The sequence below is a fragment of the Paenarthrobacter sp. CCNWLY172 genome (assembly GCF_037402035.1).
Classification (GTDB): Bacteria; Actinomycetota; Actinomycetes; order Actinomycetales; family Micrococcaceae; genus Arthrobacter.
In genome coordinates this window covers 66,390-88,387 of the sequence record NZ_JBBEGB010000013.1, presented here as the reverse complement: position 1 = coordinate 88,387, position 21,998 = coordinate 66,390, and the positions used below count along the sequence as shown (strand labels likewise).

The 21,998-nt window shown below is 62.8% G+C and carries 22 protein-coding genes; 5 read left to right on the top strand and 17 right to left on the bottom strand.

Annotation, left to right across the window (positions count from 1 at the left end; genetic code table 11):
* Positions 1-8: 8 nt before the first annotated feature.
* On the bottom strand, positions 9-1,349 hold the full coding sequence (gene glnA / locus WBN73_RS18235) for a type I glutamate--ammonia ligase (protein ID WP_026542529.1): 1,341 nt from the start codon (positions 1,347-1,349) through the stop codon (positions 9-11).
* A gap of 190 nt (positions 1,350-1,539) precedes the next feature.
* Between glnA and panB the strand changes: the two genes are divergently transcribed.
* A complete protein-coding gene (gene panB / locus WBN73_RS18230) occupies positions 1,540-2,445 on the top strand; it encodes a 3-methyl-2-oxobutanoate hydroxymethyltransferase (RefSeq protein WP_207597134.1) in 906 nt (301 codons plus the stop codon).
* Here panB and WBN73_RS18225 read toward each other — a convergent pair.
* A complete protein-coding gene (locus WBN73_RS18225) occupies positions 2,442-2,606 on the bottom strand; it encodes an SPOR domain-containing protein (protein ID WP_011774435.1) in 165 nt (54 codons plus the stop codon). The genes panB and WBN73_RS18225 overlap by 4 nt on opposite strands.
* Before the next feature lie 108 nt (positions 2,607-2,714).
* On the opposite strand from WBN73_RS18225, the gene map reads away from it, so the two are divergent.
* From map to WBN73_RS18210, 3 genes are all read left to right on the top strand, one after another.
* Positions 2,715-3,593: a type I methionyl aminopeptidase gene (map, locus tag WBN73_RS18220; RefSeq protein ID WP_207597133.1), complete on the top strand. Its 879-nt coding sequence runs from the start codon at positions 2,715-2,717 to the stop codon at positions 3,591-3,593.
* Between the two features lie 71 nt (positions 3,594-3,664).
* Positions 3,665-4,468 carry a polyphosphate--glucose phosphotransferase gene (ppgK, locus tag WBN73_RS18215; protein ID WP_278251957.1) on the top strand — a complete coding sequence of 268 codons (804 nt, stop codon included), beginning with the start codon at positions 3,665-3,667 and terminating at the stop codon, positions 4,466-4,468.
* Positions 4,469-4,476: 8 nt separating this feature from the next.
* Positions 4,477-5,244 (top strand): SDR family oxidoreductase, encoded by a 768-nt coding sequence (locus tag WBN73_RS18210; RefSeq protein ID WP_207597131.1) that lies wholly within the window; start codon positions 4,477-4,479, stop codon positions 5,242-5,244.
* An 86-nt stretch (positions 5,245-5,330) separates the two neighbouring features.
* Here WBN73_RS18210 and nrdR read toward each other — a convergent pair whose 3' ends face one another.
* From nrdR to WBN73_RS18195, 3 genes are all read right to left on the bottom strand, one after another.
* Positions 5,331-5,834 carry a transcriptional regulator NrdR gene (nrdR, locus tag WBN73_RS18205; RefSeq protein WP_089594513.1) on the bottom strand — a complete coding sequence of 168 codons (504 nt, stop codon included), beginning with the start codon at positions 5,832-5,834 and terminating at the stop codon, positions 5,331-5,333.
* 174 nt (positions 5,835-6,008) lie between these two features.
* A complete protein-coding gene (gene hisD, locus WBN73_RS18200) occupies positions 6,009-7,373 on the bottom strand; it encodes a histidinol dehydrogenase (protein ID WP_280627718.1) in 1,365 nt (454 codons plus the stop codon).
* Between the two features lie 4 nt (positions 7,374-7,377).
* Entirely contained in the window at positions 7,378-7,911 is a 534-nt protein-coding gene (locus WBN73_RS18195) for a hypothetical protein (protein WP_337340955.1), read from the bottom strand.
* Between the two features lie 110 nt (positions 7,912-8,021).
* On the opposite strand from WBN73_RS18195, the gene WBN73_RS18190 reads away from it, so the two are divergent.
* Positions 8,022-8,522, top strand: a complete 501-nt coding sequence (locus tag WBN73_RS18190) for a flavin reductase family protein (protein ID WP_207597532.1) — start codon at positions 8,022-8,024, stop codon at positions 8,520-8,522.
* A gap of 34 nt (positions 8,523-8,556) precedes the next feature.
* Here WBN73_RS18190 and dnaE read toward each other — a convergent pair whose 3' ends face one another.
* The 12 genes from dnaE to murG all read right to left on the bottom strand — a co-directional run bounded on the left by dnaE (position 8,557) and on the right by murG (position 21,994).
* Positions 8,557-12,114 (bottom strand): DNA polymerase III subunit alpha, encoded by a 3,558-nt coding sequence (gene dnaE / locus WBN73_RS18185; RefSeq protein ID WP_207597128.1) that lies wholly within the window; start codon positions 12,112-12,114, stop codon positions 8,557-8,559.
* Positions 12,115-12,169: 55 nt separating this feature from the next.
* Entirely contained in the window at positions 12,170-13,096 is a 927-nt protein-coding gene (locus WBN73_RS18180) for an RluA family pseudouridine synthase (protein WP_207597127.1), read from the bottom strand.
* Complete coding sequence (gene lspA, locus WBN73_RS18175; protein ID WP_337340956.1) at positions 13,089-13,712, bottom strand: signal peptidase II; 624 nt, start codon at positions 13,710-13,712, stop codon at positions 13,089-13,091. The genes WBN73_RS18180 and lspA overlap by 8 nt, the downstream gene beginning before the upstream one ends.
* Positions 13,713-13,812: 100 nt before the next feature.
* Positions 13,813-14,511, bottom strand: coding sequence for a DivIVA domain-containing protein (locus WBN73_RS18170; RefSeq protein WP_207597125.1), 699 nt, complete (start codon positions 14,509-14,511; stop codon positions 13,813-13,815).
* 156 nt (positions 14,512-14,667) lie between these two features.
* Positions 14,668-14,955: a YggT family protein gene (locus WBN73_RS18165; protein ID WP_337340957.1), complete on the bottom strand. Its 288-nt coding sequence runs from the start codon at positions 14,953-14,955 to the stop codon at positions 14,668-14,670.
* Positions 14,956-15,061: 106 nt separating this feature from the next.
* The gene (locus WBN73_RS18160) at positions 15,062-15,598 is read right to left on the bottom strand and encodes a cell division protein SepF (protein WP_089594506.1); all 537 of its coding nucleotides are present in this window, start codon (positions 15,596-15,598) and stop codon (positions 15,062-15,064) included.
* An 85-nt stretch (positions 15,599-15,683) separates the two neighbouring features.
* Entirely contained in the window at positions 15,684-16,442 is a 759-nt protein-coding gene (locus WBN73_RS18155) for a YggS family pyridoxal phosphate-dependent enzyme (RefSeq protein WP_280627716.1), read from the bottom strand.
* A complete protein-coding gene (locus tag WBN73_RS18150) occupies positions 16,435-17,148 on the bottom strand; it encodes a polyphenol oxidase family protein (RefSeq protein ID WP_337340958.1) in 714 nt (237 codons plus the stop codon). Before WBN73_RS18150 ends, WBN73_RS18155 begins: the two co-directional genes overlap by 8 nt.
* A 25-nt stretch (positions 17,149-17,173) precedes the next feature.
* Complete coding sequence (gene ftsZ / locus WBN73_RS18145) at positions 17,174-18,394, bottom strand: cell division protein FtsZ (protein ID WP_011774419.1); 1,221 nt, start codon at positions 18,392-18,394, stop codon at positions 17,174-17,176.
* 216 nt (positions 18,395-18,610) lie between these two features.
* The gene (locus tag WBN73_RS18140; RefSeq protein WP_337340959.1) at positions 18,611-19,516 is read right to left on the bottom strand and encodes an FtsQ-type POTRA domain-containing protein; all 906 of its coding nucleotides are present in this window, start codon (positions 19,514-19,516) and stop codon (positions 18,611-18,613) included.
* Entirely contained in the window at positions 19,509-20,879 is a 1,371-nt protein-coding gene (gene murC / locus WBN73_RS18135; RefSeq protein ID WP_337340960.1) for a UDP-N-acetylmuramate--L-alanine ligase, read from the bottom strand. Before murC ends, WBN73_RS18140 begins: the two co-directional genes overlap by 8 nt.
* Positions 20,876-21,994, bottom strand: coding sequence for an undecaprenyldiphospho-muramoylpentapeptide beta-N-acetylglucosaminyltransferase (murG, locus tag WBN73_RS18130; RefSeq protein WP_337340961.1), 1,119 nt, complete (start codon positions 21,992-21,994; stop codon positions 20,876-20,878). Before murG ends, murC begins: the two co-directional genes overlap by 4 nt.
* Between the last annotated feature and the right edge of the window lie 4 nt (positions 21,995-21,998).

Here is a 21,998-nt window from a genome sequence, read left to right as displayed (position 1 = left end):
GGCCTTGCCTACAGAATGCCGAGGTTGCGCTGCAACTCGTACGGTGTGACCTGAAGGCGGTAATCTTGCCACTCCGCGCGCTTGTTGCGCAGGAAGTGCTCGAAGACCTGCTCGCCCAGGATCTCGGCTACAAGCTCCGATTCCTCCATGGCGCGGATGGCGTCGTGGAGGCTGGCCGGCAATGGCGCATGCCCCATGGCCCTGCGCTCAGCGGTGGTCAACGACCAGACGTCGTCTTCCGCAGCAGCGGGAAGTTCGTAGCCTTCCTCGATGCCCTTCAACCCTGCGCCCAGCAGGACAGCGTAGGCCAGGTACGGGTTGGTGGCGGAATCGATCCCGCGGTACTCGATACGCGCCGACTGGCCCTTGCCGGGCTTGTACAGCGGAACGCGGACAAGCGCGGAACGGTTGTTGTGTCCCCAGCTCAGGTAGCTCGGCGCCTCGCCGCCGCCCCAGAGCCGCTTGTAGGAGTTCACGAACTGGTTGGTGACTGCCGTGAATTCGGGCGCGTGCTTCAAAATTCCAGCGATGAACTGGCGTGCCGTCTTAGACAGCTGGAACTCAGCTCCAGCTTCAAAGAACGCGTTGGTATCGCCCTCGAACAGGGAGAAGTGGGTGTGCATGCCGGAGCCGGGGTGGTCCGTGAATGGCTTGGGCATGAAGGTGGCGTAAGTCCCCTGCTGGAGCGCGACCTCCTTGATGACCGTACGGAAGGTCATGATGTTGTCAGCGGTCTGCAGGGCATCCGCGTAACGGAGGTCGATCTCGTTCTGGCCCGGGCCGCCTTCATGGTGGCTGAACTCCACGGAGATGCCGACGGATTCGAGCATGGTGACAGCCGTACGGCGGAAGTCCTGGGCAACGCCGCCCGGAACGTGGTCGAAGTAGCCTCCCTCATCCACGGGAACCGGCGAGCCATCGGGGCCGAGGTCCTTGGACTTGAGCAGGTAGAACTCGATCTCCGGGTGGGTGTAGCAGGTGAACCCCATGTCCGCAGCTTTAGCCAGGGTCCGTTTGAGGACGTTGCGGGGGTCAGCTGCGGAGGGTTCACCGTCAGGGGTCAGGACGTCGCAGAACATGCGCGATGTCTGTTCCGTCTCACCGCGCCAGGGCAGGATCTGGAAAGTCGACGGATCCGGCTGGGCGAGCATGTCGGACTCAAAGACGCGGGCAAGGCCCTCGATCGCTGAACCGTCAAAGCCAAGGCCCTCTTCAAAAGCTCCCTCAACCTCGGCAGGCGCAAGCGCTACCGACTTCAGGGAACCCACGACGTCGGTGAACCACAAGCGTACGAAGCGCACGTCACGCTCTTCGATCGTCCGCAGAACGAACTCTTGCTGGCGGTCCATAGGGCCTCTTTTCCGATTCAGTGTCCATGCCGCTGGTTCCAATGGTTTGGAGCCACGACAACTCAGCCTTCACTCTACTAAGTCTTCGGTGCTTATGCCGCAGCAGTACCTGCGCGTAACACAGCGTTTACATTCAGTGACGCTTGGCACACTGGTGGCAGGCGTCGTCGGCACCCCTTAGGCTCTACCCATGGCCCCGAGCAACCTTCCTGAGTCCACCACGCCCGCCGAAGTTCCCGCACCGTACGGGACCGGCCCGGCATCTGCTGCCACGACGCCCGCTTCAAGCGCAGGTAAGCCGATCAGCAGAGTCAGGATCCACCACCTCCAGCAAGCCAAGGACAACGGCGGGCGCTTCGCCATGCTGACTGCCTACGAGCAGTACACAGCAGAGATTTTTGACCAGGCAGGAATCGAAGTCCTCCTCGTCGGAGACTCGGCATCCAACAACGTCTTTGGCAACGAGACGAGCTTGCCCGTCACTGTGGACGAGCTCCTGCCCCTGACCCGGGCGGTGAGCCGGGCTGCCAAGAGGGCCCTGATCGTGGCGGACCTTCCCTTCGGCAGCTACGAGGTTTCGCCAGGGCACGCAGTTGCTACCGGCGTCCGGTTCCTCAAGGAAGGCCTGGCGCACGCCGTCAAGATCGAGGGGGGCGCTTATTACGCAGACACCGTTAAAGCCATGGTTCAGGCCGGCATCCCCGTCATGGCCCATATTGGCTTCACTCCGCAGAGCGAACACTCCTTGGGCGGTTATCGCGTCCAAGGCCGCGGAGACGACGCACAACGACTCGTGGACGACGCTCTCGCACTGCAGGACGCCGGAGCCTTCAGCGTGCTCATGGAAATGGTTCCGGCGGAAACGGCGGCCGCCGTCGATGCCGCGTTGCGGGTACCAACCGTAGGTATCGGTGCCGGGAACACCACCACAGGCCAGGTCCTCGTGTGGCAGGACATGGCTGGTCTGCGGGGAGGAAAAATGGCCAAGTTCGTCAAGCAATACGCCGACCTGCGCACCACCCTGAGCGACGCAGCCGTCGCATACGGCGAGGACGTCAGGTCCGGGCAGTTTCCCGGACCCGAGCATTCCTTCTAGTCGTCGTCCTGGGCGTCCCAGGCATCGTTTCGGGCTTTAACCTTTTCCAAGGCGTGTTCGGCTTCTTCCCTGGTTTTGTAAGGGCCAATCAGCTGGGTCCAATCGGACATGGCGTCCTCTTCGATCTCGTGCGTCTTGACGTTGTACCAGTACTCCGTCACGTCTCCTCCTCGGTCCTTGGGCGGCTGGACGCGTAACGTTGGCGGGGTCACGGGAACCCGGCCACCCTTTGTTACTTACGTCTCTTGTGTGCCTTATATGATCAATCTATGCCTTCTCTTGCTTCGACTGCACCCATCGGCGCCCTCACCCCAGGAACCATCAGCCCCGAGCGGCCTGTCCCGGCCTCCATTCCGCGGCCCGAGTACGTCGGCAAGAAGGCGCCGGCCAAGTTCACCGGTTCCGAGGTGAAGTCGGCGGAGACCATCGAAAAGATCCGCATCGCCGGCAAGATCGCGGCCCAGGCGATAGTCGAGGTGGGCAAGCACCTGGAGCCCGGCGTCACCACGGACTACCTGGATAAAATCGGCCACGAGTTCCTTCTGGACCACAAGGCCTATCCCTCAACGCTTGGCTACCGTGGCTTTCCCAAGTCGTTGTGTTCCTCGCTGAACGAAGTCATCTGCCACGGGATCCCCGATTCCACCGTGGTGCAGGACGGCGACATCCTGAACATCGACATCACAGCCTTCATCGGTGGAGTCCATGGGGATACCAACTACACTTTCCTGGTTGGCGACGTGGATGAGGAATCCCGTCTGCTGGTTGAGCGTACGCAGGAGTCGCTCAACCGGGCCATCAAGGCCGTGGCCCCTGGCCGCGAAATCAACGTAATCGGCCGTGCCATCCAGTCCTACGCCAAACGCTTCGGCTACGGCGTGGTGCGGGACTTCACTGGCCACGGTGTGGGTGAGGCCTTCCACACGGGCCTCATCATTCCGCATTACGACGCAGCCCCGGCGTATAACACCGTGATCGAGGAAGGCATGGTCTTCACCATTGAACCCATGCTGACGCTCGGCACCATCGAATGGGACATGTGGGCCGACGACTGGACAGTCGTTACCAAGGACCACAAGCGCACGGCCCAGTTCGAACACACCCTGCTGGTCACTGAGACCGGCGCGGAAATCCTTACCCTTCCCTGAGTTCGTCGGAAGGTCCAGCAGCCCGGGCGGCTGCGCCATGCCCATCCCCTCCTGCCATGATCGGAATTGCATTGTCCAAGAAGGATGAGAAGACCCACAAGAACGCACCGCTGATCGGTATCGACATCGGTGGCACCGGCATCAAGGGCGGCATCGTCGACCTGAAAAAGGGCAAGCTGATTGGAGACCGCTTCCGTGTTCCCACACCCCAGCCCGCAACTCCTGAGGCAGTAGCCGAGGTTGTAGCCCAGATCGTCGAAGAACTGTCCAGCCGCCCGGACGCCCCGGCTGCAGACTCCCCGGTGGGTGTGACCTTCCCCGGGATCATCCAGCACGGCGTGGTCAACTCAGCTGCCAACGTGGACAAGACCTGGCTCGGTACTGACATCGACGCAAGGTTTACCAAGCGTCTTGGCCGACCCGTGGAAGTTATCAACGACGCCGACGCAGCCGGTCTGGCTGAAGCCCGCTACGGAGCCGGCGAAGGCGTGGATGGAACGGTCCTGGTCATCACTCTGGGAACCGGAATTGGCTCTGCTTTCATCTTCAACGGCCAGCTGGTCCCCAACGCGGAGCTGGGCCACCTTGAGGTGGATGGACACGACGCCGAGACCAAGGCCTCCGCCGTAGCCCGTGAACGCGATGGCCTGAGCTGGGACGAGTACGGCGTCCTGCTCAACCGATACCTCCAGCATGTTGAGTTCCTGTTCTCCCCCGAACTTTTCATTGTGGGCGGCGGAATCTCCAAGCGCTCCGATGAGTACTTCCCGCACCTGGACCTGCGCACCAAGATTGTGACTGCGAAACTGAAGAACGACGCCGGTATTGTCGGCGCAGCGCTTGAGGTCGCTTTGCACCACAAGCTCACCAAGTAGTCCGCAGGATGGCTGAGGACACAGTTCCGGGAGTCGGAACGGTAATCGTCACGGGGGCCAGCCGAGGCATCGGAGCTGCCGTGGCCCACGCTGCGGCGCGCGCAGGATATGCAGTGGTGGTCAACTACTCCGAGGACAGCGCAGGAGCTAAAAACGTGGCTGAGGACATTATCGGACTGGGCGGCAGGGCACTGGCCGTCCAGGCCGACGTCAGCCGCCCCGCCGACGTCGTGCGTTTGTTCGACGAAGCCGCGGCCTTGGGTCAGGTGACCGCCGTTATCAACAACGCGGCCATCACCGGCAACCTGATCGGCCCCCTGGTGGGCGTACCGGCCGAGACCATTCAACGGGTTGTTGACGTCAACGTATCCGGGATGATCCATATGTGCCAGGAAGCTGTTCGACGGCTCTCCACCGACAACGGCGGCAGTGGCGGATCGATCGTTAATATCTCGTCAACCGCCACCAAAGCGGGCTCGCCTGGAACCTGGGTCCACTACGCTGCCACGAAGGGCGCTGTAGATGTCCTCACGGTTGGTTTGGCGGCCGAGGTGGCCAAACAGGGCATCCGGGTCAACGCGGTGGCCCCCGGCAGCACCAACACAGGATTGCATGCCGCCGCAGGCATGCCGGACCGGGTGGAAAGGTTGAACCCCACCATTCCCATGGGGCGCGGGGCTGAACCCGAAGAAGTGGCGGCGGCCGTCTTATGGCTGACGTCCGCCGAGGCCGGGTACATTACCGGAGCTGTGCTTCCTGTTTCCGGAGGCCGCTGACCGGCGTGCCGGAAACGCTCACCCTGGCGTGTGCCGGTCCTGGTGCCGGTGGCGGGTGCGGCTTCCCCTCCGCACCGCCACCGGAGCTAGAGTGGGCTCTTCTCTGAACCCTTGGCTTCTTTTGCCCCGGCCTTCGCATGCTCTTCATGCTCGTGGCGAAGCAGTGAAATGGCCGATTCAAAGTCTTCCAGGGACTCAAAAGCCTGGTAGACGCTGGCGAAGCGCAAGTAGGCTACCTCGTCCAGCTTCCGCAGCGGGCCAAGAATGGCCAAACCGACCTCGTGCGCGTCAATTTCCGCCGCACCCGAGGACCGGATGTTTTCTTCGACTTCCTGCGCCAACATGGCGAGATCGTCCTCAGTAACCGGGCGTCCTTGGCATGCCTTGCGGACACCACTGATGACCTTGATCCGGCTGAAGGGCTCACCGACTCCGGACCGTTTGATGACGGAAAGGCTGGTGGTCTCCACGGTGGTGAATCGACGGCCACATTCAGGGCACTGACGGCGGCGGCGGATGGAAGAGCCGTCGTCGGCCATGCGGCTGTCAACGACACGGGAGTCGGGATTCCGGCAGAACGGACAATACACGCTGGGCCTCCCCTGACAGTTCCGGCACGGAACGGAGCCGGCGGGTTGCCGGGGACGCAAAAGGTGCCGGAAGTTTAACTTCCGGCACCAGTTTACGTTTGTTCACTACGTAATGACAAGCGTGTAATTACTACATGTAGTAGTGGGCACCCTTATATGTAGTGGTTAAGTGGGCTACGCAAAGCGGATCCGGACCGCGTCGCCGTGACCGGGGAGATCTTCGGCACCGGACAAGCTCACGATGTGGCCGCTGACCTGTTCCAGCGCCGAACGGTTGTAGTTGATCACCTGAACGGCACGGAGGAACGTGGTGACATTCAAGCCTGAAGAGAAGGCCGCTGTTCCGCTGGTGGGCAGTACGTGGTTGGATCCGGCACAGTAGTCACCCAGACTGACGGGGCTGTAGTCACCCACAAAGATGGCGCCGGCGTTACGGATCCGCGACGCAACAGCCGCAGCATCCGCCGTCATGATTTCCAGGTGTTCAGCTGCATAGGCATTGCAGACCGCGATCCCCTGTTCGAGATCATCCACCAGCACCACACCGGACTGCGGCCCGGACAACGCCTCCAGAACCCGGGCGCTGTGCTTGGTGACGGCAGCCTGCCGTGCCAGTTCAGACACGACGGCGTCAGCCAGGTCAGCGGAGTCCGTCACCAGGACTGAAGCTGCTTTGGGGTCGTGCTCTGCCTGGCTGATGAGGTCGGCGGCCACGAGGGGGGCCTGTGCCGTGGAGTCGGCAAGAATGGCAATCTCGGTGGTACCGGCCTCTGAGTCGATGCCCACCACGCCCTTGACGAGCCTCTTGGCCGTGGCAACGAAGATGTTTCCGGGGCCGGTCACCACATCCACGGGTTCAATGGGCAGCTCGTCCGCGGATCCCGGGATTCCGTAGGCGAAGGAAACGATCGCCTGCGCACCGCCGATGGCATAGACCTCATCAATGCCGAGCAGCTTTGCCGCAGCCAGGATGGTGGGGTGCGGAAGGCCGTCGAAGTCTTTCTGGGGTGGGGAAGCCAGGGCAATCGACTCAACCCCGGCCGCTACTGCCGGCACCACGTTCATGATCACTGAGGAGGCCAGAGGAGCGAGCCCGCCGGGCACGTAGAGCCCAACGCGGCCCACCGGAATCCAGTTCTGGCTGACGACTGCGCCATCGGCCAGGGCAACATCCACATTGGCCGGGCGCTGCTGCTCCGCAAACTGCCTGGCGCGGCTGATGGACTCTTCCAAAGCAGCGCGGACGTCGGGATCCAGCCCGGCCAAGGCCTGGTCCAGTGCCTCAGCCGGAACCCGCGGGTGGGACTGTTCCACGCCGTCGAACTTCCTGGCCAGCTCAGCGAGGGCCGCGAAGCCACGGCCGCGGACGGCTGAAATGATGTCCTGGACCTTCTGCTCGGCGTCGGCCATGGTCTGGTGGCGCGCCCTGGGAACTGCGGCACGCAGCTCAGCCAGGGAAAGGTGGCGGCCCCGGAAATCGATGCTCCGGAAATCGAGGGAAGCGGCGGGGCGGGCGGAAGTATCCGAAGAAGTGGTCACTTGGCTATTTTACGGGCTTCTTGGAAAGAACCCCGAACAGCGCCAGGACGAACGTGATGAAGGCCGTCGCGGCCGGCCACAGCAACAGCACAGCGAAGGAACGGAGCGTGAATCCATATCCCGGACCCAGTGCGGGGTTGGGGGCCGGGCCAAACAGCTGCGCGGTCAGCAAGCCAACCAACCACGCCACAATGCCACCCATCGCGCCGCCAACGAGTGCGAAGGTCAATCGGCGCCCCACGGAGGGGCCCTGCAGTTTCCCGTCCAGCATGACCCCCGTGAAGCACCCCGCCACGAGTACCAACCCCGCCAGGACCAGGTCGCGTGGAAGCCAGGACTCGGGATTGACTGCATCGGCAAGCGCGGGGTTGCCGGAGACCAGGTTGAGCCCACCCGGAGCCAACAGCCACCAGAGCACTCCAAGAAGGACGCCGGCGGCCAGCGGAAGGACAAGCCAGAGAGCCTCCTTGAAACTGCGGGGAGGAGCGGCCGGGGCCGGTTCGGCAACAGCAGGTACGTGCACGGTTGGCTCGGTCATACCCCTCACATTAACAAAGGTTCATGCAGGCTCAACAAAATGAGGACCCGGCAGCGCCGGAGGAATACGCTGATGGGAGAGTCAGCCCCCAGTCCAGGAGATTCATCGACGTGACAAGCGAACCATCCGGCTTTGACCAGACTTTCCGGGAGATGTTCCGCAGGCATGCCGCCGGGGTTGCCATCATCACGGCGAACTTGAACGGAAAGCCCTTCGGCTTCACCGCCACCTCTGTGGCGTCGCTGTCCGCCGAGCCGCCCCGGTTCACTTTCAACATGGCCAGGAGCTCCAGTTCGTGGCCGGCCGTAGCCAATGCCGAGTACATCGGTGTCCACATGCTGGGGCTTGAGAACCAAGCCCTCGCCAACCGTTTCGCACGGACACGTGACCGGTTCGAAGGCGACCATTGGGAACCTGGCCCCCACGATGTGCCGATTCTCAAGGATGTCAGTGGCTGGTTGGTGGGCAAGATCCAGATGCGGCTCTCGTTCGAGAACAACGCAGTGGTAGTAGTGGAGGTCATCGATGGCCAAGTAGGCGACGACGGCACTCCCCTGCTGTACCACAGCGGCGGTTACAGTAAGCCGGCGCCGCTCGACTACGAAATCTGACCGGGCGGAATCCGTGACTGGCGGTTTTGGTCCGCTAGTTGTCCAGGCAGGCCGGCCCCAGCAGGACCTTCAAGTCACCGAAAAGCGACGGGCTGGGGTTGACCCGCATATGCACGGGCAACCCCATGACCTCCACTTTGGTATCACCCATCAGCTTGAGCCGGACTTCGGAGTTCCCGCGGTGAGTGCGCAGGACATCGCGCAGGTCCGTTACGACCGCTTCGGTTGCCTTGAACGTGGGAATGGTGATCACCACGGGACCATTGACGCTTTCGCTGAGGTCAGGCACCGAAAGCTCCATGCAGTTCAGCGTCACTGCGCCGTCGTCCCGGCGTTGCAGCCTGCCCTTGACCACCACGATGAGGTCCTCGGCCAGGACGGAGGCGATGGGACCGTAGACCTGCCCGAAGAACATGACCTCCATTGATGCGCCGAGGTCTTCGATTTCTGCCCGGGCGTAGGCGTTACCGCTGGCCTTGGCGATCCTGCGGCTCAACGAGGTGATCATGCCCGCGATGGTGACAATCGCGCCGTCGTGCGGTCCGTCTTCACCGATGATCGAGGTAATGGACTGTTCCGCGTGCTGGCTAAGAACGCCTTCCAGCCCTTGCAGGGGATGGTCTGAAACGTAGAGTCCCAGCATGTCCCGTTCGAAGGACAGCTTGTCCTTCTTCTCCCACTCGGGAAGGTCGGGGATTTCCGTGGTGAGCGACGCTTCGGGCTCCTGGTCCTCGAAGCCGGCGAAGAGGTCGAACTGGCCAATCGCCTCGTTGCGCTTGAGGGTGATCACGGAATCGATGGCTTCTTCGTGGATCATGGCCAAAGCCCGGCGGTGGTGCCCCAGCGAATCGAAAGCGCCGGCTTTGATCAGCGATTCGATGGTTCGCTTGTTGCACACCACGGCCGGAACCTTCAAGAGGAAATCCTTGAACGAGGTGTAGTTGCCCTCTGTGGCGCGCGTTGAAACCATGGCGTCCACTACGTTGACGCCGACGTTCCGGATGGCACCCATACCGAATCGGATGTCCGTTCCCACCGGGGTGAAGTTCAGCGAGGATTCGTTGACATCCGGCGGCAGGACCGTGATGCCCATGCGCCGGCATTCATTGAGGTAGATGGCCGACTTGTCCTTGTCATCGCCCACCGAGGTCAGCAGTGCAGCCATGTATTCCGGCGCGTAGTGCGCCTTCAAGTAGGCCGTCCAGTAGGAGATCACGCCATAAGCAGCCGAGTGGGCTTTGTTGAACGCGTAATCGGAGAACGGAAGCAGAATGTCCCACAAGGTCTTCACGGCAGCCATGGAGTAGCCGTTGTCCTGCATGCCTTGGGAGAAGCCGGCAAACTGCTTGTCCAGTTCGGATTTCTTTTTCTTACCCATGGCCCGGCGAAGAATGTCAGCTTGGCCCAGTGAGTATCCGGCCAGCTTCTGTGCCACCGCCATAACCTGCTCCTGATACACGATCAGGCCGAAGGTGCCGCCGAGGATTTCCTTGAGGGGTTCTTCCAGCTCCGGGTGGATGGGAATGACCTCTTGGATCCCGTTCTTGCGCAGCGCGTAGTCAGTGTGGGCGTTGGCGCCCATGGGACCCGGGCGGTAAAGCGCCAGGACAGCCGAGATGTCTTCAAAGTTGTCAGGCTTCATCAGCTTGAGCAAGGACCGCATGGGTCCCCCGTCAAGCTGGAACACGCCCAGGGTGTCACCGCGGGCAAGGAGTTCATAGGAGGCAGCGTCGTCGAGTTCCAGGTTTTCCAGGTCCAACTCGACGCCACGGTTCATCTTGATGTTTTCCAGGGCGTCCGAAATGATCGTCAGGTTTCTCAGACCCAGGAAGTCCATCTTGATCAGGCCGAGGCCTTCGGACGTCGGGTAATCGAACTGGGTGATGACCTGGCCGTCCTGGAAACGGCGCATGATGGGAATGACATCGATGATGGGGTCCGAGGACATGATGACACCCGCGGCGTGGACACCCCACTGGCGCTTCAGGCCTTCAATGCCCAAGGCCGTCTCGAAGACCTTGGCGGCCTCGGGGTCGGTGGCGATGAGCTGGCGGAAATCGCCTGCTTCGCTGTAGCGCTTGGACTCCGGGTTCTGGATGTCCGCCAAGGGAATGTCCTTGGCCATGACGGCAGGCGGAAGCGCTTTGGTCAAGGTCTCGCCCATGCTGAACGGGTAGCCCAGAACGCGGGAGGAGTCCTTCAGCGCCTGCTTGGTCTTGATGGTTCCGTAGGTGACGATCATCGCCACGCGCTCGTCACCGTACTTCTTGGTGACGTAGTCGATCACTTCGGAGCGGCGCCGGTCATCGAAGTCGACGTCGAAGTCGGGCATGGACACACGGTCCGGGTTCAGGAAGCGTTCAAAGATCAGGCCGTGCTGCAGGGGGTCGAGGTCGGTGATGCGCATGGCGTAAGCCACCATGGAGCCTGCACCGGAACCACGTCCCGGACCCACCCGGATCCCGTTGTTCTTGGCCCAGTTGATGAAGTCGGCAACCACCAGGAAGTAGCCCGGGAAGCCCATTGATGTAATGACGCCGAGCTCGTAATCTGCTTGCTTGCGGACCTTGTCCGGGATGCCTTGGGGGTAACGGTATTTGAGGCCGGCGTCTACTTCCTTGACCAGCCAGGAGGTCTCGTCTTCCCCGGGCGGGCAAGGGAAACGCGGCATGTAGTTGGCGCCCGTGTTGAACGAAACTTCGCAGCGCTCGGCAATCAGCAGCGTGTTGTCGCACGCCTCAGGGTGGTCGCGGAACAGTTCCCGCATTTCCTGTGGAGACTTCAGGTAGTAGCCGCTGCCCGAGAAAGCGAAGCGGGAGCCGCCGTTGTCGTACGTTGGTTCCAAAAGGGTGGAACCGGACTGGATTGCCAGCAAAGCCTCGTGGGCTTTGGCATCGTGCTCGTGCGTGTAGTGGAGGTCGTTGGTGGCCACCAGCGGCAGGTTGAGCTCCTTGGCCAGGCGCAGGAGGTCGCCGGTCACACGGCGTTCAATGTCCAGGCCGTGGTCCATCAGTTCACAGAAGTAGTTCTCTGCCCCGAAGATGTCGCGGAACTCCGCTGCAGCCTCAACGGCCTCGCGGTAAAGGCCGAGCCGCAGCTTGGTCTGCACTTCCCCGGAGGGGCAGCCCGTGGTGGCGATCAAACCTTCGGAGTAAGTGTTGAGCAGTTCCCGGTCCAGCCTGGGCCACTTACCAAAAACCGAGTCGAGGGACGCAATGGAGGACGCCCGGAACAGGTTCCTCATACCCACATTGTTGTAGCTCAAGAGCGTCATGTGGGTGTATGAGCCACCACCGGAAACGTCGTCCTTGCGCTGGCTTTCGTCGCCCCAGCGGACTCGTTCCTTGTCGCCCCGGGCGGTGCCGGGCGTGACATAGGCTTCGACGCCGATGATGGGCTTGATGCCCTTGTCCGTGGCCTTGCGCCAGAAGTCGAACGCACCGAACAAGTAGCCGTGGTCTGTGGTGGCCAGAGCGGGCATTCCGAGACGTTCGGTTTCATCGAACAGCTCACCCAGACGGGCCGCTCCATCCAGCATGGAGTACTCGGTATGGGTGTGCAGGTGGACGAACGAATCATTGCTGGAAGTCACCACGACAGTCTACCGTCCCGGCCCGTGCGGGGCAGGGACCCCGGCCGGCGCTGCCCTACGCTGAACCGGTGGCGAGCAGGTCCAAGGCGTACTGGAGGTCCGCCGGATACTCGCTGCTGACTTCCACCCACTCACCCGTGCCGGGGTGGGTGAATCCAAGCTGACGCGCGTGCAGCCACTGGCGGGTCAATCCCAGGGTGGCCGCGAGACGGGGATCCGCGCCGTAGGTGAGATCTCCGGCACACGGGTGACGCAAGGCCGAAAAGTGCACGCGGATCTGGTGTGTCCTGCCGGTCTCCAGGTGCACTTCCACCAGGGTTGCCTTGCCGAAGGCTTCCAACACCTCGTAGTGGGTTACTGATGGCCGGCCGTCCTCGATCACCGCGAACCGCCAGTCGTGGCCGGGGTGGCGGCCGATGGGAGCATCAATGGTGCCCTCCAGGGGGTCAGGCAGTCCCTGGACCACAGCATGGTAGACCTTCTCCACGGTCCGTTCCTTGAAAGCGCGCTTCAGCATGGTGTAAGCGTGTTCAGTCTTGGCCACTACCATGACACCCGACGTACCGACGTCCAGCCGGTGGACGATCCCTGCGCGCTCGGGCGCACCGGACGTCGAAATCCTGTACCCGGCCCCGGCGAGACCTCCCACCACTGTGGGTCCCACCCAGCCGGGTGAAGGATGGGCCGCGACCCCCACCGGTTTGTCGATGACTACGAACTCGTCGTCGTCCAGCAGGATCTTCAGGCCTTCCACAACTTCCTCCACCACTTCCAAGGGATCCCGTCGATCCGGGACGGTGACCTTCAGCACTGAGCCGGCGGCAAGTTTTGCCGACTTGCCCATTGCCACGCCGCCTACAGTGACGTTGCCTTCAGCGATCAGCAGCGCCGCCGCGGAACGGGAGATGCCAAGCAACTGGGCCAGGCCTGCGTCAGCCCGAACACCTGCCAGTTCGTCGGGCACCACTACAGCGCTACTCACCGGCGGGCTCCCCGGTGGAACCGCCTGCCGGCTTGGCATCATTTGCGGACCGTGCGTCATCAGCCGGCTTGGGAGCAGACGTTTGGCGCGCCCCATCCATGCCGATGCCGCGAAGCGTCAGGAGGCAGATGATGACGACGCCCGACACCACGGCTGAGTCTGCGATGTTGAAAATGGCAAAGTTGGGCAGCTGGATGAAATCCACGACGTGGCCCATCGCAAACGACGGTTCCCGGAACAAGCGGTCAGTGAGGTTGCCCAACGCTCCTCCGAGCAGCAGGCCCAGCGACAGGGCCCACCAGGCCGATCCCAGGCGCCGCAACTGGAAGAGGATCGCCACGGATACGACGGCCATGACAATCGTGAAGATCCAGGTTACGTTCTCGCCGATGGAGAACGCGGCACCCGAATTCCGGATGTAGTACCAGTGCAGCAACGGGGGAAGAACGGGGATCCGCTCCCCCTCCGTCATGGTGCTGGTCACCCAAAGCTTGGTGAGCTGGTCAAAGGTGTAGGCAAACACGGCGAAGCCGGCAAACAGCCAGAGCATGGCCGGGCGCCACTTGCGGCGGGCGGCGGGCGCCGGCTGTGGGGCGTCATCGGTGAAGTCGGTCATAGTGCTTTCATTCGGGAAGCGTGGCGGGCACTGTCATGGGCTTTTAACAGCAAAAGCCGGTGGCCGAGGAGTCCTCAGCCACCGGCTTTCAGAATACTTGCTAAACGTCTGCGGTTGCTTCGCCGACCTCGGGGGCAGCAACGGAACCACGGGCGTCCAGGTCGCGCAACTGGCCTTCAATGTAGGCCTTCAGGCGTGAACGGTAGTCGCGCTCAAAGCCTCGGAGCTGCTCAACCTTGCGCTCAAGGACAGAGCGCTGCTGCTCCAGGGCACCGAGGATCTTGCGGGACTTCTCCTGGGCATCGTTGACGAGGCTGGAAGCCTCGATCTGAGCCTCGGCAATGATCTTTTCCTTCTGCTGGGCACCGTCGGAGACGTGCTTGTCGTGCATCTGCTGGGCCATTGCCAGCAGGCCCGCAGCAGATTCAGCGGAGGGCGTTACGCTGTTGGTCGCAGCGGGAGCCTTGGCGGCGGCAGCAGCGGCTGCAGCCTGCTCGGCTTCCTTCTTCTTGGCAGCTTCAGCAGCCTTGGCTTCGGCTTCCGCCTTGGCTTCAGCTTCCTTGTCGACCTTGACGGGGGCCGGAACCTTCTCAACCACCGGAGCCGCAGCAGCTGCAGCAGGCACTGCCGAACCGGCTTCGCCGAGCTTCTTGCGAAGTTCGTCATTTTCCTGGTTCAAGCGGCGAAGTTCCACCACGATCTCGTCGAGGAAGTCATCTACCTCGTCCTGGTCGTAGCCTTCGCGGAACTTGGTCGGCTGAAAGCGCTTGTTGACAACGTCTTCTGGCGTCAAAGCCATCTGGTCACCTCGTTGGTCTAGTTAGTCAGTAGGCCTTCCGGCCGTTCAAAACTACGGTACCTAAATATCATCTGGTTCCTCCAATTCAACACCATCGTGTTGAATTGGCGAATTTGCGGCCTTTGAACCATCGGTGGTCCGGGTTCCGCGGAGCAGCTACGCCAGGCTGTTGGTTACCGCCATCGCAATGCTGACGACGATAATCAGGATCAGGAAGCCCAAATCCAGGGAGATTCCGCCCAACTGGAGTGGCGGTATCAGCCTCCGGAGCCTCCCCAGCGGAGGATCCGTCACGGAGTAGACCACGTGCGCTGTAACCAACGCCACACCCCGTGGCCGCCACTGGCGGGCAAACATCTGGACCCATTCGAAGATGAGCCGGATGATCAGGGCAATGAAGAACAGCAACAACACAATATAGATAAGGCCGAAAACAATGCCCACGAGTTAGCTCAGATCTCCCACTTGTTCCGGAATGCGGATCGGTCCCTACTATTGCAACACAGATGCCAGGCAGGTTGACCCGCCTGGCATCCGCAAAAGATCGATGTCAGCTCTGGTTGAAGAAGCTGGCTTGGGTTTCGCTGGCCTTTTTGTCATCACCGATGACTTCGACATACGACGGCGACAACAGGAAGACTTTGTTGGTCACCCTCTCGATGCTGCCGTGGAGGCCGAACACCAGGCCGGCGGAGAAGTCCACGAGGCGCTTGGCATCGGCTTCACCCATGTCGGTGACGTTCATAATGACGGGAATGCCATCCCTGAAGCTCTCACCGATGATCTTGGCGTCATTGTAGGAACGGGGGTGAACGGTGGTGATCTGCCTCAGGCCAGAGGCGTCTTCGCGGCTGGAGGCCGCACGCTTGATGGGTGTCACGGGTGCGCGGTATTCCTCTTCAGCATCTACAGTGGGCATTTCACGGACAACTTCCCGGACGGGAGCAGGCGCCCTGCGCTCTTCCCGTTCCTGTGACTGGGGGCGTTCTTCGTCGTGGTGCGAGGCGACAGCCTGCTCAGATTCGTAGTGTTCATCGCCGTCGGCGAGCCCAAGATAGATCATTGTCTTGCGCAGAGCGCCAGCCATGGTGCACTCCTATCGTTTCTGCAGTAGGCGGGCCGCCATGACGTGACATATTGGAACCCCGGCCCGTCATTCCAATACTTTGACGCTACCCCACGGCCGGACGGGAACCGAGAATATCGGAGCCTATTCTCAGGTGTGTCGCTCCGAAGTTCACTGCCGCTTCGAGGTCCTGGCTCATCCCTGCCGATATCCGTGTGGCAGCTGGATGAGTGGCCCGGAGGGCCTCGGAAATACCGGCAAGTTTCTCGAATGCCGCCTCCGGATCCGCTCCCAACGGCGCCACGGCCATGAGCCCGGACAGCTGCAAGCCGGAAGCCGATTCGATCCTGTCTGCCAGCACGCCGACGTCGGAGGGGCTGGCGCCACCACGGTGGGCACCGGCGTCGTCATCCAAACCCACTTGGATGAAACAGTCGAGGTCGCCGCGCCCAGTAGCATCCTGTTCCCGCGCAACGGCCTTGGCCAAGGCGTCGACCACCTGAAGCCTGTCGATCGACTGAACCGACGAAGCATACTTGACGACTGACTTGGCCTTGTTGCTTTGGAGTTGCCCAATGAAATGCCACCGGACATCCACGTCGGGAAGACCGGCGCTTTTGGCGGCAGCTTCCTGATCACGGTTCTCTCCGACATCGGTCACGCCCAGTGCCGCAAGCCGGCGTACATCGTCCGCGGGATGGAATTTGGTCACCACGATCAGCCGTGGCGCGTCAGTCCGTCCGGCAGCAGCGACAGCTGTTTCGATCCGGCGCCTCACCGTGTCAAGCCTGTGGGAGAGTTCGGCAGTCCGGGCATCACCCGTCAGGCCATCGCGTTTTTCGTCGTCGCGACCAAGGCTAATCATGCGTCCACACCAAACCTGCAAATCGACCCGTCCGGGAGTCCCGGCGGTATGAGAAAAGTGAATTGTGCTCCCGAGTGCACTCCCCCGAGTACTCCAAGGTGACATCCATGGCTTCCAGTTGGGCCCTGACGCCGGCGGGAAGATCCAGGGCGGCCGTACCCCAGGACGTGGTGGCCCACGTGGCAGGAACCCGGGCCGCGACCTCGTCCCGTAACCCGGGCGGCACCTCGTAGCAGGATCCGCAGATGGAAGGGCCCAGCCATGCATGGATGTCCACTGCACCGCGCCTGCGCATTTCCTCGACGGTTGCGGGCACGACCGCCGAAGCCACACCGGGGCGCCCGGCATGGGCTACTGCAATCACAGGATCGGCGCCGGTACCGCTCCCCACGAAGACCACGGGTACGCAGTCGGCCACCATGACCGCCAGCGGCTGCACCGCACGTCGTGAAGAAGTGGCGGCTGAAACCATGGCGTCGGCCGTTGGCCCTGGCCCGTGGGCGTCAATGAACGCCACGGTGTTGCCATGGACCTGATCCATGTACTGGAATGTGCCGGCTTCCAGTCCGGCGGCCTGTTCAACTCGAACGCGGCGCGCCAGGACCTCGGCGGGGTTGTCTCCCACGTGGAGAGCCAGGTTCCCGGCGCCTGTATCCGTGAAGGCTACAGAGACGCCGGGCCGAACTTCATTGCGCCACCAGAACACCAGGAATGGACTCTCCGAACGCGGCTTACTTCAGGAAGTCGGGGACGTCGAGGTCGTCGGAACGGCTGCCCGAAAGATCGGGCTCCACTACCGCCGGGAGGTCGACGTCGAAGCCTGAGTCGGCAGGGAGTGCCGACGGACGCTGCTGGCCCCAGTTGCTCAAGCCTGCGGCACCGATTCCGGCCGTTGCGTGCTGCGGAGCAGCGGCGCTGGACGGTGCGCTGCTCGGGGCAGCGGGACGATCCGAGGGGACGGGGTTCTGCGCAGGACGCGACTGGTCCATGGAAGGCGAGGTCGCTTTCACATCATCGAAGCCTGCCGCGATGACGGTCACGCGTGCCTCATCGCCCAAAGCGTCGTCAATGACTGCGCCGAAGATGATGTTGGCTTCGGGGTGTGCCACTTCCTGAACCAAACGGGCGGCCTCGTTGATTTCAAAGAGACCCAGGTCCGAACCACCCTGGATGGAGAGCAGGACGCCGTGGGCGCCGTCGATGGAAGCTTCCAGCAGCGGCGAAGCGATGGCCAGCTCGGCAGCCTTGACCGCACGGTCCTCGCCGCGGGCGGAACCAATACCCATCAGGGCCGAGCCCGCGCCCTGCATGACGGACTTGACGTCGGCGAAGTCAAGGTTGATCAGGCCGGGGGTGGTGATGAGGTCCGTGATGCCCTGGACACCGGAGAGGAGCACCTGGTCCGCGGAACGGAAGGCGTCCAGGACGGAGACGTTGCGATCGCTGATGGACAGGAGGCGGTCGTTGGGGATGACAATCAGGGTGTCGACTTCGTCGCGCAGGGCGTCGATGCCGGCCTCGGCCGAACCGGCACGACGGCGGCCTTCGAAGGTGAACGGGCGCGTCACCACACCGATGGTCAGCGCGCCCAGCGAGCGGGCGATGCGTGCCACTACGGGGGCGCCACCGGTTCCGGTGCCACCGCCTTCACCGGCGGTCACAAAGACCATGTCAGCACCGCGGAGAACTTCTTCGATCTCGTCGGCGTGGTCCTCTGCGGCCTGCTTGCCCACCTCGGGGTTCGCGCCGGCGCCAAGGCCACGCGTGAGTTCACGTCCAACGTCAAGCTTGACGTCGGCGTCGCTCATGAGCAGCGCCTGCGCATCAGTGTTGATCGCGATGAACTCGACGCCCCGAAGGCCCACCTCGATCATGCGGTTGACTGCGTTCACGCCACCGCCGCCGATGCCGACGACCTTGATGACGGCCAAGTAATTCTGCGGTGCTGCCACGTTTCGTGCCCCTTGCTTGTGTCCTATAGCGAAACTGATCGAGTCCAACGTGAATCCTTGGACCTTAACCCTCTAGTTGAAGGTTATAGTTATGTCAAGTAACTCTACTGCGACGGTATTTCCTATGCTTCGCACATGCAATCTCCGCTTGCGCGTGTCGTGTGATTGCCGCGAAATAAGGCCACCGCCGGCCGTAGGTTACGTCCTCGAAACTGCTTATTTTGTGAATGGATGCCGCGGAACGCTGACGTCGTAGACACTCACTTGAACCTTCGGGTCCACAGGCATCTTCAGCAGTGCTTCGAGTGCCTTCGCCTTCAGTTCCCTGTCCTCGGCATTGCCCCACACTACCGTCTTTCCGTCCACCAATTTCAGCTCCACGGCGTCCGGGGAAGCGGCCGAAGCCGTGGACATTTTGGCTCGGACATCGGCGGGCAGGGTGTCCAGGACGGCCGCAATGGCCTTGAACAGCTCCGTATTGGTGGCTCCGGCCCCGGCATCGATCAAGGGCAGCGCCACCGCTGACTGGTCCTTGGTAGCCCCGAGCTGCACTCCGTCCACATCAACCATCACGTAGGCGTCCCCCTGCTTCAGCAAGGCCACCGGAACGCGCTCGTTGACGTGAACCAGCAATTCTGACGGCGGGCGCGCCTCCACCGTGGCCGAGCGAACCTGCACCAGTGGCTTGAGGAGCTCGTTGATCTCCTGTTCACCCACCTGGGGCAGTGGTTTGCCTTCGAGGCCCGAAAGAGCTTTCTGCACCGCCTCCGGAGTCAGCAGCGTGGTGCCGTCCACCGTGATGGTCCTGACTGCCAGCGCCGGCGAGAAGACCGCTCCGGCGATCAGGGCCGCCACTACAGCCGCCACTATGGAGAGCGTCCACATCACCAGCCTCCGCTGGCGCCGCCGTTTCGGCTCCGGAAAGACAATGACGTTGTCCGAGGACGCGGTGGAGGCGGCCGATGTGCCGGTAGCGGATGTGCCGGCGGCCGTGACGGAAGTACCCTCCGGCTCAAGGGAGCGTTGTGCGCTGATGACGTGGTCGGATCCGCTGCCCGGCCGTGAGGATCCCGGCCGGGGTTCCGTTCCCGGCCTGTACGTCGGCTTGCGGGTGCTAGCCACCCAACGCCTCCACGATCACTGGCCCATAGGCGGTGACATCACCAGCGCCCACGGTCAGGACCACGTCGCCCTCGTGGGCGACGGCTGCCAGGGCCTCCACAGCTTCGCCGGCCGCCACCAGCCGTCCCGTGGCCAGCTGATCGACGATCAAGTCACTGGTGACACCAGGAATTGGATCCTCCCGGGCAGGGTAGATATCCAGGATCAAGGCCGTATCCGCTGTGTCCAACACTGCGGCGAATTCCTTGGCAAATTCACGCGTACGGGAAAACAGGTGCGGCTGGAACAGGACGTGGACTTTGTTGCCGCCTGCTACCGAACGGGCCGCCGACAAGGCAGCGCGAACCTCCGTGGGGTGGTGGGCGTAATCGTCATAGACCCGCACTCCCCTCCCCTGGCCTTTGAACTCAAACCTCCGTGAAGCCCCGGTGAAATGGCCCAGCGCTGCGGCGGCAGCTTCCGGTTCCACACCAAGTTCGACGGCGACCGCGAACGCGGCTGCCGCGTTCAGGGCGTTGTGACGGCCAGGTACCTGCAGTTCGACCCTGTGGACCTTGTCCCCGAAGGCCACCGAAACGTCGCCCGGGCCGCCGTCGAAAAGCCGGATGTCGGCGTCGTCCGAGGTCCCGTACGTCAGTACCCGCGTGATCCCTTGGGATGCCGTGCGCTCGGCCAGGGCACGGGCGCCGGCGTCGTCGGCGCAGGCCAGGAGAACGCCGTCAGCCGGAAGGAGCGCCGCGAAGTTGTCAAAGGAGGCGAAGACCGCTTCCGGTGTTCCATAGTGGTCCAGGTGGTCTGCCTCGACGTTGGTCACCACGGCGATCAGCGGCCGGTAGTTGAGGAAGGATCCATCGGACTCGTCCGCCTCGGCAACAAAGATGTCCGAATTCCCATGGGCTGCGTTCACTCCCAACGCCGGGACGTTGGCCCCAATGGCAAAGGTAGGGTCAACGCCGGCCTCCTTCAGCAGGACGGCGATCATGGAGGTAGTGGTGGACTTGCCGTGCGTACCCGCCACTGTCACCACGCGGTGGCCGGCCATGGTGGCTGCCAAGGCTTCGGAACGGTGCAGTACCGGCAACCCGGCGGCCCGCGCCGCGGCAAGTTCCGGATTGTCGGCGCGGATGGCCGAGCCGGCCACGATCGTCTGGGCGTCTGCCAGGTTGCCTTGGTGGTATCCCACCGCGATGCGGGCCCCTGCCGAGGAGAGGTCATGCATGACCGGAAGGTCTTTGGCATCGGTACCACTGACGGGGACCCCGCGGGCCACCATGATGCGTGCGACGGCGGACATTCCCACGCCGCCGATGCCAATGAAGTGGACGCGGCCCAAGGACTTGAGGGGGGCGATGCTGGTGGTCATGCGTATACCGCTTCCAGGACAAGATCAGCCATGCGCTGATCGGCGTTTCTAATACCAAGGGCTTCGGATTTGCGCGCCATGTCGACGAGCCGGCTGTGGTCCGAGAGCAGCGGAATGAGTTCTCTCTCGAGCCATTCCGGGCTGAGGTCTTTGTCGTCAACCAGGAGCGCCCCGCCTGCATCCACCAACGGGGCAGCATTCAGGGCCTGTTCCCCGTTTCCGATGGGCAGCGGCACAAAGACGGCCGGAACTCCCACCGCGGCCACTTCGCTGACCGTTCCCGCGCCGGCGCGGGCCAGAAGGACATCGGCGGCTGCGTAGACGTTCTCCATCCCGTCCACATACTCAACCTGGCGGTATCCCTCAGCGGCCAGCAGGCCGCCCTGTTCGTTGAGGACAGCTTTCCCGTTGCCGGTGATGTGCAGGGTCTGGATACCGCTGGCCGCCAACGCCGGCAAGGCCGCAGCGATGGAACGGTTGATGCTCATGGCACCGGAGGAACCGCCGGTGACGATCAACGCGGGACGGTCCGGGTCAAAGCCCAGGGCTTCTTTGGCGGCAGGCGCAGCCGTTGCCCGGTGCAGTCCGGAAATGGCACGCCGCATGGGCATGCCAACATGACGGGCGCCCCGCAACCGGGTGCCGGAGAAGGCCACGGCGACGTGTTTGCTGAACCGGGCACCCACCCGGTTGGCCAGACCGGCCTTCATGTTGGCCTCGTGGATCACCACGGGGATGCCGAGTTTACGGGCGGCCAGGTACATCGGAGTGCAGACGTAACCGCCCACACCCACCAGGACGTCGGCGTCGGCATCCTTCAGGATCCGGCCGGCCTGGGAGACCGCGGCCAGCAACCGGGCCGGAAGCTTGATCAGGTCAACAGAGGGCCGGCGCGGAAACGGAACCCGGTCAATGGTGGCGAGTTCGTAGCCGGCCGCCGGGATGAGCCGCGTTTCCATGCCCGACGGCGTGCCCACAGCCAGGATGGAAGCATCCGGACGCTTGTCCTTGATGGCATCGGCGATGGCCAGCAGCGGGCTCACATGCCCGGCAGTACCGCCGCCTGCAAGGACGACGGACAAAGGCTTGGACGCGTTGCGGGAGTCAGGAGTCATGAAG